Source organism: Priestia aryabhattai (genome assembly GCF_023715685.1).
GTDB classification, from domain to species: Bacteria; Bacillota; Bacilli; order Bacillales; family Bacillaceae_H; genus Priestia; species Priestia aryabhattai_B.
Map to the genome: position 1 here is coordinate 387,461 of NZ_JAMBOQ010000003.1, position 14,804 is coordinate 402,264.

General features: G+C 39.2%; 14 protein-coding genes. 12 read left to right on the forward strand and 2 right to left on the reverse strand.

Features of this window, described 5'->3' with window-relative positions:
* Positions 1-50 precede the first annotated feature (50 nt).
* Together M3225_RS15075 and M3225_RS15080 are read left to right on the forward strand one after the other, a co-directional pair.
* Positions 51-806 (forward strand): YveK family protein, encoded by a 756-nt coding sequence (locus M3225_RS15075; protein WP_251395022.1) that lies wholly within the window; start codon positions 51-53, stop codon positions 804-806.
* A complete protein-coding gene (locus M3225_RS15080; protein ID WP_251395024.1) occupies positions 796-1,506 on the forward strand; it encodes a CpsD/CapB family tyrosine-protein kinase in 711 nt (236 codons plus the stop codon). The genes M3225_RS15075 and M3225_RS15080 overlap by 11 nt, the downstream gene beginning before the upstream one ends.
* A 54-nt stretch (positions 1,507-1,560) precedes the next feature.
* On the opposite strand, the gene tagU is transcribed toward M3225_RS15080, so the two are convergent.
* Positions 1,561-2,517, reverse strand: coding sequence for a polyisoprenyl-teichoic acid--peptidoglycan teichoic acid transferase TagU (gene tagU / locus M3225_RS15085; protein ID WP_251395026.1), 957 nt, complete (start codon positions 2,515-2,517; stop codon positions 1,561-1,563).
* 179 nt (positions 2,518-2,696) lie between these two features.
* Here tagU and M3225_RS15090 point away from each other — a divergent pair, with 179 nt between their 5' ends.
* From M3225_RS15090 to M3225_RS15115, 6 genes are all read left to right on the forward strand, one after another.
* Positions 2,697-3,464, forward strand: a complete 768-nt coding sequence (locus M3225_RS15090) for an SGNH/GDSL hydrolase family protein (protein WP_251395028.1) — start codon at positions 2,697-2,699, stop codon at positions 3,462-3,464.
* Positions 3,465-3,639: 175 nt separating this feature from the next.
* Complete coding sequence (locus M3225_RS15095) at positions 3,640-4,401, forward strand: tyrosine-protein phosphatase (protein ID WP_251395030.1); 762 nt, start codon at positions 3,640-3,642, stop codon at positions 4,399-4,401.
* A 142-nt stretch (positions 4,402-4,543) separates the two neighbouring features.
* On the forward strand, positions 4,544-5,284 hold the full coding sequence (locus tag M3225_RS15100) for a CpsB/CapC family capsule biosynthesis tyrosine phosphatase (protein ID WP_251395032.1): 741 nt from the start codon (positions 4,544-4,546) through the stop codon (positions 5,282-5,284).
* Positions 5,285-5,562: 278 nt separating this feature from the next.
* Positions 5,563-6,330, forward strand: coding sequence for a tyrosine-protein phosphatase (locus tag M3225_RS15105; RefSeq protein ID WP_116074356.1), 768 nt, complete (start codon positions 5,563-5,565; stop codon positions 6,328-6,330).
* Between the two features lie 100 nt (positions 6,331-6,430).
* The gene (locus tag M3225_RS15110) at positions 6,431-8,152 is read left to right on the forward strand and encodes a pyruvate oxidase (RefSeq protein ID WP_251395034.1); all 1,722 of its coding nucleotides are present in this window, start codon (positions 6,431-6,433) and stop codon (positions 8,150-8,152) included.
* 43 nt (positions 8,153-8,195) lie between these two features.
* On the forward strand, positions 8,196-9,776 hold the full coding sequence (locus tag M3225_RS15115) for an FMN-binding glutamate synthase family protein (RefSeq protein WP_251395036.1): 1,581 nt from the start codon (positions 8,196-8,198) through the stop codon (positions 9,774-9,776).
* 25 nt (positions 9,777-9,801) lie between these two features.
* On the opposite strand, the gene M3225_RS15120 is transcribed toward M3225_RS15115, so the two are convergent.
* Entirely contained in the window at positions 9,802-10,428 is a 627-nt protein-coding gene (locus M3225_RS15120; protein ID WP_251395038.1) for a GntR family transcriptional regulator, read from the reverse strand.
* Positions 10,429-10,720: 292 nt separating this feature from the next.
* Between M3225_RS15120 and garR the strand changes: the two genes are divergently transcribed.
* The 4 genes from garR to M3225_RS15140 all read left to right on the forward strand — a co-directional run bounded on the left by garR (position 10,721) and on the right by M3225_RS15140 (position 14,801).
* A complete protein-coding gene (gene garR, locus M3225_RS15125; protein WP_251395041.1) occupies positions 10,721-11,623 on the forward strand; it encodes a 2-hydroxy-3-oxopropionate reductase in 903 nt (300 codons plus the stop codon).
* Complete coding sequence (locus M3225_RS15130; protein WP_251395043.1) at positions 11,620-13,059, forward strand: four-carbon acid sugar kinase family protein; 1,440 nt, start codon at positions 11,620-11,622, stop codon at positions 13,057-13,059. The genes garR and M3225_RS15130 overlap by 4 nt, the downstream gene beginning before the upstream one ends.
* A 105-nt stretch (positions 13,060-13,164) precedes the next feature.
* A complete protein-coding gene (locus M3225_RS15135) occupies positions 13,165-14,523 on the forward strand; it encodes a GntT/GntP/DsdX family permease (RefSeq protein WP_251395045.1) in 1,359 nt (452 codons plus the stop codon).
* Between the two features lie 140 nt (positions 14,524-14,663).
* A complete protein-coding gene (locus M3225_RS15140; protein ID WP_251395047.1) occupies positions 14,664-14,801 on the forward strand; it encodes a hypothetical protein in 138 nt (45 codons plus the stop codon).
* Positions 14,802-14,804 lie beyond the last annotated feature (3 nt).

Consider the following 14,804-nt stretch of genomic DNA (forward strand, 5'->3'; position numbering starts at 1 on the left):
TATAATAGAAATTGCATTGTTTTAATCTCATAAAATATTCGGAGGTCATCATGGAGGAAACAATTAGTTTAAAGGAATTGTTTCAGACGTTGAAAAAGCGTCTTTGGCTTATTGGGTTAATCATGATAATTGCTGCTATTATAAGCGCGGTAGTTAGCTTTTTTATTTTAACACCAATTTATCAGTCTAAAACGCAAATTCTTGTTAATCAAGCAAAGTCTGATCAGCAATTATATACGGGAACTGAAGTACAAACAAACATTCAATTAATAAATACGTATAACGTAATTATTAAAAGTCCAGCTATCTTAGATAAAGTGAAGGAAGAGTTAAATTTAAATCGCACAGTGGATGAATTAAATGATCAAATTACTGTTAGTAGTGCTAAAGATTCTCAAGTGGTAGAAATTACTGTAGAGGATGAGTCTCCATACATAGCAGCTCAAATTGCTAACAAAACAGCAGAAGTATTCCAAACTCAAGTTTCGAAAATTATGAAAATTGATAATGTAAGTATATTATCAAAAGCAGAAGTAAAGGCAAATGTTTCCCCAGTTAAGCCCCAACCATTGTTAAACATTGCTATAGCTATTGTAGTAGGTTTAATAGTGGGTATTGGACTAGCAGTGTTACTAGAATATCTAGATAACACCATTAAAACAGAACAAGATATTGAAAGTATTCTTGAAGTTCCAGTGATAGGTGCGATTACAAATATTAAAGAAGTACCAAAGCCAACAAATGTAGCAGTAAGAGCACCGTTAAATACTCGTGCTCCGCAAAGAGGTGAAACATATGGCTCGTAAACGAAAAGATCCTAAGAATGATAAATTACTTACGTTAAAGCGTCGTTTATTAGCTCATAATAGTCCAAAAGATCCTGTAGCTGAGCAGTACCGTACGATTCGTACGAACATCCAGTTCTCGGGGGCTGACCAAGAAATTAAATCTATCGTTTTAACGTCAACAGGCCCTGGGGAAGGAAAGTCAACAACGGCTTCAAACTTGGCAACCGTTTACGCTCAGCAGGGGCTTCGCGTGCTGTTAATTGATGCAGATCTCCGTAAGCCGACTGCTCACTATACGTTTCGTTTAGAGAATCATGTTGGCTTAACGAATGTATTAACGAAACAGTCTACGTTAGGACAAGCTGTTCAAGGAACGGAAGTACCAGAATTATTTCTGCTTACAAGCGGTCCTATTCCGCCTAACCCGGCAGAGCTGCTTGCATCAAATAATATGACTGAACTTTTAAAAGAAATGAAAGAACAGTTTGATATGGTTATATTTGATACACCACCTGTACTTGCCGTAGCGGATGCACAGATTTTAGCGAATCAAGTAGATGGCTCGATTCTTGTAGTCAGCAGCGGAAAAACAGATAAAGAAGCAGCTTTAAAAGCAAAAGAGCTTTTGCTTAAAGCTAATGCCAAATTATTGGGAGCTGTGTTAAATAATCGTAAGATGGAAGAAGGTAGCGATTACTACTATTATTACGGTGTATAAGATCAATTCTTTTTGTACAAAATAAGCCCTCTAGCTATGCTAGAGGGCTTATTTTTATTTTAGGTTTAAATGTTCCTTTAACGTATTTGATACTTTTGTACGCTCTGATTCTGGTACTTCATAATAGTAAATACCATTTAATTTTTCACCACTACCACCAATTTGAATTTGTTCTAAGTTGCTTCGAGCTTCCTTATAGTTGGCTTGAATATCTTTCATCTGGTCAAATGTTAAATTTGTTTTTACGTTATTACCTATAGCATCAAGAATAGTTCCGTAATTTGTTAATGATTTAACACTAGCCCCTTCATCAATAACTGCTTGAATAATTTGACGCTGACGTTCTTGACGTCCAAAGTCTCCTCTTGGATCTTCATGACGCATACGAGAATAAGCTAATGCTTCTTCACCATTTAACGAAATTTGACCTTTTGAAAAAGAGAATCCATCTTGCTTAAATGAAAGAGGGCTGTTAACTGTAACACCTCCAACAGCATCTACAATATCTTTAAAACTTTCCATATTTACTTGAACATAATAGTCAATTGGGATATCTAGAAAGTTTTCAACTGTTTTAATCGACATATCAACTCCGCCAAATGCATAGGCGTGGTTGATTTTATCTTTTGTACCTTTACCCACAATTTCAGTACGCGTATCACGTGGAATACTTACCATTTTCATAGATTTATCTTTAGGATTTACAGTTAAAACAATTAAAGAATCTGAACGTCCGCGATCACCTTTACGTTCATCTACTCCTAGTAGTAAGAAAGAGATTGGATCTTGCTTTTCAAAGCTGACTCCTGTATTACGTTTCTCAGACTTTGCTCGACTCAGAGGTTCATGTGTTTTATTAAAGGCATTTGCCACTGAACTGTATACGGAATATCCGTAAATCCCAACCCCTAAAATAAGAAGAAGTATAATAGCTAATGCAATTTTAAACCCTTTTTTCTTTTTTGACTTGCGCTTTTTTCTCCTGCGCTGTACTTCGTATTCTGTTTCCATTTTTTTATCGTCCTTTACAATTTTTTAGATAAAAAGATCATGTCTTTCATCATGTGACAAAATACACAACTATTCTACTATCTTATCAAAAAAATGTCATTTTTAATCATTTTTTATAAAAAAACAGTAAAAAATATATTATAATGGAAAGACAAGTAAACAAATAAGGGAGTTAATTTATGAAAGTATTTGTGAATATTTTTGCGGCTGTTGTGCTAATCATTACTATCGTCGCAGGTAAAATGTATTGGGATCATCAAATGTCTGCAGAAGCTTCTAGTACAAGCAAGTCAAGTAGCAGTGCTAGTAAAGCGGCTAGTGGAAATTGGGAAGACTATGCAGAGAATCTTCCAAAATCCGTGAAAGAGAAGTTAAAAAAAGCAGAAGCATCAGGAAAGCCGATAAAGTTATTAATTGTAGGTTCACAAGCAACAGCTACTGATTCGAAGGCATGGCCTGAAACGTTAAAGCAAACATTAAATCATACATATGGTTCGCTTGTAGAAACGAGCGTACTCGAATACAAAGACGAAACCACGCTTGATTTTGTTCGTAATCAAGATTATAAAGATATTATCAAAGAAAAGCCCGATGTACTGTTATTTGAGCCTTTTTTATTAAATGATAATGGTGTAGTAGGGATTACAAACACGCTGGATAACTTAGATGTGATCATGTCTCATATTACAGAGGCTGACAAAGATCTTGTAACGATTTTACAGCCGTCTCAGCCAATTTATAATGCGACCAACTATCCAAAAGAAGCAGAAGCTTTAGGCAAGTTTGCGAAGAAGAATGGCTATGAGTATGTCAATCATTGGAGTGCATGGCCTGATTATAAGTCAGAGAAAATCCTAGATTATCTAGTAGAGAAGCAGCGCGTTCCAACTGCTAAAGGCAACAAAGCGTGGAGCAGCTACTTAGAAGAATATTTTACAGCATCTTAAACCTGTCGTTTGACAGGTTTTTTTATTGAGATGAAGCTGCTTTTAATATAGTCTGTAGGACTTCTTATTCTATGTAAAAATTTTGTAAGAAAACCTATTAATTTATTGAAAATTGCCAAAAACAGTATTAAGATTAGATATAATTATCGTTATTAAGTAAAGGAGGAAATGTGCTGTGATAGATTTATATACGAATATCTTGCCTAATGTAGACAAAGGGCCGCGCGATACGACTGCTTTTTTAGCCATGGCAAAATCCCTGGTTGATCAAGGTGTAACGTCTGTAGTAGCGGCTCCGGTATATGATAATCGAGACACCGAACAACTTACGATTCAAATGCATGTAGACGCAGCGAATGAGCGCTTGCAGCATTCATTTATTCCTCTTACCATTCTTCCTGGACAAAAGGCAATCATTCATGATCGTCTTGTTACAGCGTTTGAACAAAATACACTCATCACGGTTAACCGCTCTACGAAATATGTGCTTTTACAGATTCCAAACCAATACACATTTAGCTCTACTGAACAAATTCTTTATCAGCTTCAATTAAAAGGTGTTGTCCCAATTATTAGTGAGCCGGAACGACAATCGGTATTTCTAGAAAATCCTGATCAGCTTTATGAACTTGTGAAAAAAGGAGCTATTGTTCAGCTGTCCGCAGGCAGCTTAATCGGTAAAAATGGCCGCAAAGAGAAAAAAGCCGCTTTTTCGTTTATTAACAACGGACTGGCTCACGTTATTGCATCAGGGGTAAGTGCTGATACATACGAAAGTTATACATTGCCTAACGCATACGAGATCGTATCTAAACAGCTCGGTACACAAGCTCTTTATAAGTTTATGGGGAATGCTGACTATGTAGCAGAAGGAAAAGCCATCTTTAAAGAACAGCCAGAACGAGTAAAAAAAGGAAAAATACTAGGTATATTTTAGTTTGTTTTAAAGCCTGTTCGTATCGGATGGGCTTTTTGTTATGGTTCTAAAGGTTATTATTCCGGTAAAAAAAGTATGCTAAAATGAGGAACATAATATTAGAATTTCCAAATTACTGTGTAAAAAACAAGGAGAAGATTTTGTGATAGATATTTACACCCATATGTTACCCAGAACAGCAAACAGCAAGCAGCAGTTTGTAGATGCTGCTAAACATCTAGTTAGTCAAGGCATAAAAGCAGTAGCGACGACTTTAAATGATAAAGAAACGAATACTTCTCTTTCTCTTTATGTTAAAGAAGCAAACCAAACATTAAAAGATAATAATATCCCTCTTACGATTGTTGAAGGAACGGAAGTGGTGGCGAACCGTACGTTTGCAGAATCTTATCAACGCCGTGATGCTATGCTTGCTTCAAATGAAAAATATATCGTGTTAACCATTCCTAAACAGGAAGAAGCGGATTATCTTAAACAGCTGGTATATGAAATTCAGCTAAATAAAATTGTTCCGATTATTAGCGAACCTGAATGTCACCCATACTTTTTAGAACATAAAAACGCATTGTATAAATTTGTTAAAAAAGGAGCTATTGTACAATTATCTTCAGATAGTATTATTGGTAAAAACGGCAAGCAAGCTAAAAAAGCTGCGATGCAGTTTATTGAACGTAACCTTGCCCATGTGATTGCTTCTGGTGCAAGCTTGGATAACTACAAGCAGCATTCACTGCGTCAAGCTTATGATGTAATCACAAAAGAAAAAGGAGCTGAGACATCTCAGCTGCTGATGCAAAACGCAGAAGCTACATTTAATGGTCAAGGCATTCAAACTTTACCGCCTGACCGCATCAAAAAAACAAAATTCCTAGGAATCTTTTAATATTTCCCTATGTACCCTGGTTAACATTCGGTTAATCGGGGTATTTGCATACAAAGACCTATTTTAGACCCTTCTTTTTTCATCATTATTTGGCGTTATTTTACAAATTATGTTTGCGTTTTCACAGAGAGTGATAGTAAAATATTGTTAGTTAAGTAGAGGACAGGAAAGTGCGCGGTTTTCTGGGGTTTGTGGTGGTAAATGTCGAGAAGAATACATAGTGTATAATGCCGAATCGTCGTAGAATAGAGCTATACAAAACGCAGGAGGGGAATAAAGTGATTGATATTCATACGTACATATTGCCTAATATCGATAGCGGACCTGAGGAAGTAGACGGCTTTTTGAAGATGGCACGTTCGTTAGCGGATCAAGGCGTTCAGTCCGTGGTCGCCACTCCGCTTTATGATAGCGATCAAGAGTTTATGAAACACCATTTATTTCTCTATGTAAATGCAGCTAATGAATGGCTCACAAATTCATATATTCCTCTTCAAGTATTACCAGGTCAACTTGTCCCTTTATCGCCTCAGCTTCTGCGAAACTATGAGCGAAATCAGCTTCTCACGCTTAATCACACCGATAAATATTTGTTTCTTTCACTGCCTGAGTTTGATGTCCCACCTTATTTTGAAAACATACTGTATGATCTTCAAGCAAAAGGCATTGTGCCTATTCTTCGTTCACCAGAATGTCATCCGATTTTCCGAGATCACCCTGAGCGTTTGTATGAGCTGGTGAAAAAAGGTGTACTCGTTCAGCTAAGCGCCGCTAGTATTCTCGGTTTAAATGGAAAAAAAGAAAAGAAAGCGGCATGGACATTTATTAAATACCGCTTAGCCCACGTGATTGCCTCTGGCGTTCATGCTCGAAATTACCACGACTATTCACTTTCAAAAGCGTATGATTACATTTCCGATATGTATGGTGCTTCAGAACTTTATTTTTTTATTGAAAATGCAGAGGCTATTATTGACGGTCGTCCGGTTCATCAATTGGAGCCTGAGCCGATGAAAAAATTTAGTTTATTTAAATTATTCGGCTGAAGACAAGGCGCTTTACCATAAAAATGGTAAAGCGCCTTGTTTTATCTTTCCCTCATTGTGGTATGGGATAGAAAGGAAGTTAAAGAAAGGAAGATTAAATATGATGAAAACTACAGCTGGAAAAGCAGCCATGTCTGTGTTAAAAGAATGGAATATCGATCATATTTTCGGTATGCCCGGAGATTCAATCAATCATTTTATGGACAACTTGCGCAGTGAAAAAGACGAAATTGAATTTATTCAAGTCCGTCACGAGGAAGTAGGCGCACTTGCGGCATCTTCTTATGCTAAAATCACGGGCAAAATCGGCGTGTGTCTGTCAATTGGGGGGCCGGGTGCGATTCATTTGTTAAACGGTTTGTATGATGCGAAAGCAGACGGTGCACCAGTGTTAGTGCTAGCTGGACAGGTGCCACGTGAGAAGCTTGGCAATGAATCGTTTCAAGAAGTGAACTTAGAACGTGTTTTTGATGATGTGTCGGTGTTTAATCACCGAGTAGACTCGCCTGAATCGTTTCCGCATCTGCTGCAGCAAGCGATTCGAACGGCTTATGCAAAAAAAGGTGTCGCGGTATTAGTTATTCCAGATGATATTCCGTCTTCAACGATTAAAATTGACTCAAAAACGCCAGTTGCCAATGTATCAAAATCAATTTCTCATAGTGATCCCGAAGATATAGCTAAAGCGCTTCTAGCGATTAAATACGCAAAAAAACCGGTTATTTTAGCGGGAACAGGTGCAAAGCACGCGAAGCTTGAGTTAGCACAGTTTGCGGAGAAAATTGCGGCGCCGGTTATTTTTACGCTTCCCGCTAAAGGAATACTGCCTGATCATCATCCTTATAATCTTGGGCAGCTCGGACAGCTTGGGACGAAGCCGTCTTATGAAGCGATGGAAGAAACCGATTTGTTAATTATGGTTGGGACTTCGTATCCATACCGTGAGTTTTTACCGGATGGAGCCGAAGCAATACAACTGGACTCAGATGCCACACAAATTGGCAGACGCTATCCTGTATCAATCGGATTAGTCGGTGACTCTAAAACGACGCTGTCACAGCTTACGCATAATTTAGATTATCAAGAAAACCGCCGTTTTTTAGAAGAATGTCAAGTCAATATGGAAAACTGGTGGAAACACGTAGAAAAAGAAGAAAATGAAGTGAGTACGCCAATCAAGCCGCAGCAAGTAATTCCGAAGCTTCAAAAAATAGTTGATGATGATGCAATTGTATCTGTTGATGTCGGGAACGTTACGGTATGGATGGCGAGACATTTCCGCATGACGAATCAAAAATTTGTAGTTTCCAGCTGGCTGGCAACGATGGGCTGCGGACTTCCGGCTGCGATTGCAGGAAAGCTTGCCCATCCTGAAAAACAATCGGTAGCCGTATGCGGTGACGGAGGCTTTACGATGGTGATGCAAGATTTTGTAACGGCTGTGAAGTATAAGCTGCCGATCGTTGTAGTGGTGCTGAACAACAGTGAAATCGGGATGATTAAATATGAACAAGCGCTTCAAGGTCACTTGGATTATCAAACGCAGCTTGGTGAAATGAACTTTGCGAAGTTCGCTGAATCGTGCGGAGGAATTGGTTACCGAGTTGAAAAATACGAAGAGCTAGAAACAGCTTTTGAAAAAGCAGCGCTTGCGAATGTCCCTGTTGTGATTGATGTGGTCGTAGCAGATGAACCGCCGCTTCCAGGCAAAATTTCATTCGGACAAGCGGCCAATTATTCGAAGCATATGATGAAAAAGTTCTTCAAAGAACATGAGCTCGAAATGCCGCCGCTTCGTAAAGGACTAAGCAGAATGCTTTAATCAGTGACTCTCCTTACAGGGGAGTCTTTTTAGGAGGGATATCATGGGAGTGTTTGAAATCATTTTACTTATTTTTGGCGCGGTAATGATGCTTGTTATTTTAGTACCAATTATCATTGCTATTATTCTTTGGATGAAAGATGAAAAACAAGAAGAGCATTCGGTGCTTAGAAATTATCCGCTGCTCGGGAAAATGCGCTATATTTTTGAGAAAATGGGGCCTGAACTGCGTCAGTATTTATTTTTAAATAATAACGAAGACAAGCCGTTTTCTAGAAATCAATATGAACAAACCGTTAAGTCAGGTAAATACTTGAACCGAATGATGGGATTCGGTTCAGAGCGTGATTTTAACGAACCGGGCTATTATATTCGAAATGCGGTGTTTCCAAAGCAGCGCGACGAAATGAAAGTGGATAATAAACAAAAAATCAAAACAAAAGTATATAAAATGGACGCGGATAACTTATTCAGCCGAAGAGAGCACCGAGAAGAAAAAAAAGCGGATCCGTTTTATTTGCGGGATGAAGATGCGATCGTCATAGGGCCTTCATGCAAAGAGCCGTTTGTTGTAAAAGGATTAATCGGTCAATCCGGCATGAGCTTTGGAGCGCTTGGTGACCATGCGATTACCGCTTTATCACTAGGATTAGGACGAGCAGGCGGCACGTGGATGAACACGGGAGAAGGCGGACTGTCACCGTATCATTTAAAAGGAAACGTCGACATTATTTTTCAAATTGGTCCAGGACTTTTTGGCGTTCGGACAAAAGAAGGCGAATTTTCATGGGAAGAATTTAAAAAGAAAAGTGAAATGGAACAAATTAAAGCGTTTGAAATTAAGCTGGCGCAAGGAGCTAAAACGCGAGGCGGTCACGTGGACGGTTCAAAAGTAACGGAAGAAATCGCCGAGATCCGCAACTTGAAGCCAGGAGAATCTGTAGACAGTCCAAACCGTTTTAAAGAGTTCGCGTCGTATCCTGAAATGTTTCAGTTTATTGAAAAACTTCGAGATGTGGGCGGCAAGCCCGTAGGCATTAAAATGGTTGTTGGAAACACAAATGACCTTGAAGAAATGGCGGCCTATATGAAAGAGACGGGAAGTGGTCCTGACTTTATTACCATCGACGGAGCAGAAGGAGGAACAGGCGCATCGTTTCAAGAATTAGCGGACGGAGCGGGCGTACCGCTATTTTCAGGATTGCCTTTTGTGGATGAACTGCTTAGAAAGTATGGCGTTCGTGATGAAGTAAAACTGTTTGCATCCGGCAAGCTGTTAACGGCTGATAAAATTGCGACTGCTTTATCGTTAGGTGCTGACTGCGTCAATATTGCCAGAGGCTTTATGTTTTCTGTTGGCTGTATTCAAGCGGAGGTTTGTCACAACAATAGGTGCCCAGTCGGTGTAGCCACAACAGCTCCAAAGCTGCAAAAAGCGCTTATTATTGAAGAAAAATCGTACCGTGTGTGCAACTACGTGCTGTCGCTTCGTGAAGGATTGTTTAATTTAGCAGCAGCAGCCGGTATTGATTCCCCGACGAAGTTTTCAAAAAAACACGTGGTGTTCAAAAACAGCAGCGGACAATTAGCTGACATTTCTGTAAAAGAAAAGATTTACGTATAAAAAAAGCTGCCGGTTGGCAGCTTTTTTATTGTCTTCGCTGAAGCAAATGCAGGCAAAACTCTAAGTCTTTTTGAAGATGTTCTTGCATTAACGCTTCGGCTTTTTCGGCATTGCGTTCTTTAATGGCGTTATAAATGTCTTCATGTTCGTCAATTAAAAATGGACGGTTGTAAAACACCACGGTATGACGGAATAAGTAAATGATGGACTGCATGCGGTCGATGATATTCACCATCACATCATTGTTGCTTGCGTTCACAATAATGGCATGAAAACGTTCATTCGCGCTCATAATTTCTTCAAAAGAACCGTTCCTTCCGATGTCTACGCATTCTTTTAATTCTTCTAATTCTTTGTCAGATAAAAAAGTTGCGGCAGCCTTAGAAGCCGAGCCTTCTAGCAGCATTCGCACTTCAAACAAGTTGCGTAAGTCTTTTTCCGTAGGCGACACCACTTTTTTTCGAACAATCAGTCCTTCATATTCTAAGCGTCTGATGGAATCACGAATCGGCGTTCGGCTGAATCCAAGCTCGCTCGCTAATTTTTCTTCGACGATTTTTGTACCGCCTTCAAGTTCACCGTTTAAAATTTTATCTCGAATCATCTCATAAGAAGGGTGATGAGACGAACGAGAACCTTGATTTCTTAACATACTCTGCTTCACCTCTAGCATTTGACACGAGGAATCTCGTCTCTTTCTCTCTTTATTTTTTATCATTTTGTACGCGTATACCCAAATCATACTATAACTTGTGAGTAGTTGGGACGGAAAGTTTCGCTTTTGGAAATAAATTTCATTTAAAAAAAGTCTAGACAAATAAATAGAATGCGAATATGATGAGTGTATACAAAATTATCAGAAATGTATACAAAAAATATTTCATCGTATACATTATTTTTTTAAATGTATTTGAAAACGTATACAACAAGGGGAGGAAACGAAAATGACAAAACGCGTTGGATTTATTGGACTTGGAATTATGGGAAAACCGATGACACTCAATTTACTAAAAGCAGGTTTTGAGGTAACGGTTTACGATATTAATAAAGCAGCAGTGGAAGAAGTGAAAGCAGCAGGAGGATTTGGAGCAGAAAGCCTTGCTGAAGTTGCAGTGAATAGCGACGTGATGATCACGATGCTTCCGGCTTCACATCATGTAAAAAGCGTGGTGCTTGGAGAAGAAGGGTTAATTCATAGCGCAAAAGAAGGAAGCGTTATCATCGATATGAGTTCGATTTCACCGGTAGCATCAAAAGAAATTGCGGCTGAACTTGCACAAAAAGGAATTCACATGCTAGATGCTCCTGTTAGCGGAGGAGAGCCAAAAGCAATTGACGGCACGCTTGCAATTATGGTGGGAGGAAATGAACGTATCTTTGAAAGCGTTTCACCAATTCTTCATGTAATGGGAACGGAAGTAACGCTTGTTGGAGACAATGGAAGCGGCGTAACGGCTAAGCTTGCAAACCAAGTAATTGTAAACTTAAATATTGCAGCGATGTCTGAAGCGCTTGTATTAGCAGCCAAAGCGGGCATTGACGTTGAAAAAATGTATCAAGCTATTCGCGGCGGATTAGCAGGAAGCGCTGTATTAGATGCAAAAGTGCCGCTTATTTTAGATCGCAATTTTGTAGCAGGCGGACGCATTGATATTAACTTAAAAGATATGACAAACGTGATGGAAACGGCTCATGACATTGGTGTACCGCTTCCGCTTTCAAGTCAGCTTGTCGAAATTTTCCACGCGTTAAAAGTAGACGGAAAAGCAAGCGATGATCACGGCGGAATTGTACAGTACTATGAAAAATTAGCAAACGTTGAAGTGAAAAAGAAGGTGGAAGCATGATTAAACAACAGGAAAAACGTCTTGTAAGCGATGTGTTTAAAGACATTCCAGCGGTCGATGAAGCACTTGTACAAAAAATGCTTGATGAAGAGCTTCTGACGTTCAATCAAAAAATTATTGTGTTAGATGATGATCCAACGGGTGTTCAAACGGTCAACGGTATTTCCGTATATACAGACTGGAGCAAAGACAGCATCAAGCAAGGATTTTTAGAAGAAAATCCAATGTTTTTTATCTTAACAAATTCACGCGGATTCACCGCTTCTGAAACGGAAAAAGCACATGAAGACATTGCTGCTGCTATTACAGAAGTAGCAGGTAAACTGAATAAAGAGTTTTTAATTATCAGCAGAGGTGATTCGACTCTTCGCGGTCACTACCCGTTAGAAACAGAAGTGTTAAAGAAAACCGTTGAACAGCACTCCAATCAAGTGCTTGACGGCGAAGTGATTTTTCCTTTCTTTAAAGAAGGCGGACGATTTACGATTGATAACATTCACTACGTGCAAGATGAAGACTACTTAGTGCCGGCAGGAGAAACGGAATTTGCAAAAGACCGTACGTTTGGCTACAGTAAATCTCATTTAGGCGAGTGGGTGGAAGAAAAATCAGAAGGGAAATTCAAAGCAAGTCATACGACGTATATTACGCTGCAAAGCATTCGTACACTTGATTTAGTGACGATTACAAATCAGTTAATGGAAGTGAAAGACTTTAACAAAGTGGTTGTGAACGCAGTGGATTATGTAGACGTGAAAGTTGTGACGATTGCGCTTCTTCGCGCTATGAAGCTTGGGAAGCACTTTATGTATCGAAGTGCTGCAGCTCTAACAAAAGTGATGAGCGGCGTGAACGATAAAGATCTGTTAACAAAAGAAGAGCTCATTAAAGAGAAGTCGTCAAATGGCGGATTAATTATGGTTGGTTCGCACGTTAAAAAAACAACAGAGCAGCTGGAAGAATTAAAGAAATGCAGTTTCATTGAATTTATTGAATTTGACTGTCATCTTGTCTTGGAACCTGAAAAGTTTGAAGAAGAAGTGAATCGTATTATCAATGAAGCAGAGAAGCTTATTTTACAAGGGCAAACGGTAGCTGTGTATACAAGACGCGAACGCTTAGATCTTGGGGAAGGAAAAAAAGAAGAAGAGCTTAAATTATCTGTAAAAATTTCAGATGCGGTTACAAGCATTGTTCGCCGCTTAAACGTTCGTCCAAACTTTATCGTCGCAAAAGGCGGCATTACGTCAAGTGATATTGGCGTAAACGGCTTATCTGTAAAGCGTGCGACAGTTGCTGGACAAATCAAGCCAGGCATTCCGGTATGGGTAACGGGAGAGGAAAGCAAGTTTCCAGGCATTGCGTACATTATTTTTCCTGGGAACGTTGGAGCCAAAACAACGCTTCGAGAAACGGTTGAATTACTAAGTAAATAGTAAGAAGTGAACGTGCGATGTGCGTTCACTTTAGAAAAAAAAGAAAGCGTATACATTATTTGGATGTACGTACGTGAAAAATGGTCACACTAAGGGGATGAACATATGAATTCAGTATTCGGATTAAGTCATGAAGCAAGTCTTTTGCTGTATGCAATTGTATCGATTGTCGGACTAATCTTTTTAATTGCCAAATTTAAAACAAATCCATTCGTAGCGCTGATTGTCGCGGCTTTGTTTATGGGCCTTATTTCAGGTATGAAGCTGCCTGATATCGTAACAGCTTTCCAAGAAGGAGTAGCAAGCGTATTAGGGTTTATCGCGATTGTTCTTGGTCTTGGAACGATGTTAGGTAAAATGATGGCAGAGTCAGGCGGAGCCGAGCGTATTGCCCGCACGTTAATCAAAGCGTTCGGTGAAAAGAATGTACACTGGGCAATGATGATTGTCGCCGTTATTTGCGGTATTCCAGTCTTTTTCCAAGTAGGTGTTGTGTTATTAATTCCGCTTGTGTTTGTCATTGCCAAACATACGGGCACGTCACTTATTAAAATTGGTTTATCGTTAATTGCCGGCTTAGCCGTTGTTCACAGTTTAGTACCTCCGCATCCGGCAGCGATGCTAGCGGTAGATATCTTTAAAGCAGATTTAGGTAAAACGATTTTGTATTCATTAATTGTTGCGTTTCCAGCTGCAGCCGTGGCAGGTCCCATTTACGGCTCGTTCATTTCACGTCGTGTTCTTGTAGAGCCAACGGGTGAAATTATGGAGCAGTTCACAGAGTCGAAGCATAAAGATCTTCCTCGTTTCGGGATTACGCTATTTACGATTTTACTTCCAGTACTATTAATGCTTTTAGCAACGATTACCGGCTTTGTTTATCCAGAAACAAGCAGTATTCGCTACGTCACAAACTTTATCGGAAGTCCAATCGTTGCGCTGTTAATTTCGTTAGTGTTTGCTTTTTATTCGTTCGGCTTTGCAAGAGGATACAATAAAGATGATTTATTAAAATTCACAAATGAATGTCTTGGACCCGTTGCTTCTATCATTTTAATCATCGGAGCAGGCGGCGGTTTTAATAAAATTTTAACAGCAAGCGGTGTAGGTGACGCCATCGCAGGATTTGCTCAAGATGCACATCTTTCTCCAATTGTTTTAGCGTTTGTGATTGCAGGCTTGATTCGTGCAGCAGTTGGTTCAGCAACAGTGGCAATGACAACAGCGGCAGGTATTGTAGCACCTATTGCAGCAACAATGCCAAACGTAAGCCCAGAATTGCTAGTACTAGCAACAGGCGCAGGTTCTGTTATGTTATCGCACGTAAATGATTCTGGATTCTGGTTAATCAAAGAATTCTTCAACATGTCAGTTGCCCAAACGTTAAAAACGTGGACAGTGATGGAAACCATTCTATCATTTGCGGCGTTTGCGATGGTTCTTATTTTAGACATTTTCATCTAAGAGAAAAAGCGCTGGTTTCAGCGCTTTTTTCTTTGGATACAAATATATTCAAAATATTTCAAATAATGAGAAAAAAAGACTAGATTTTCCCCGTTTCGATAGTATAGAATAGTTATAAAGTAGCAAAAGGGGGTAGATGTATGATAAATAATGAAAATTATCAAATTGGTTTGACGACAAAAGCATTGATTCCAGTGAATGATCCTATTCACCGAACGAAGGTGCTAGATGAAGCAGGAGAATACATGCTAAGCAAGACACATGTAAGCAATTATTAGAAG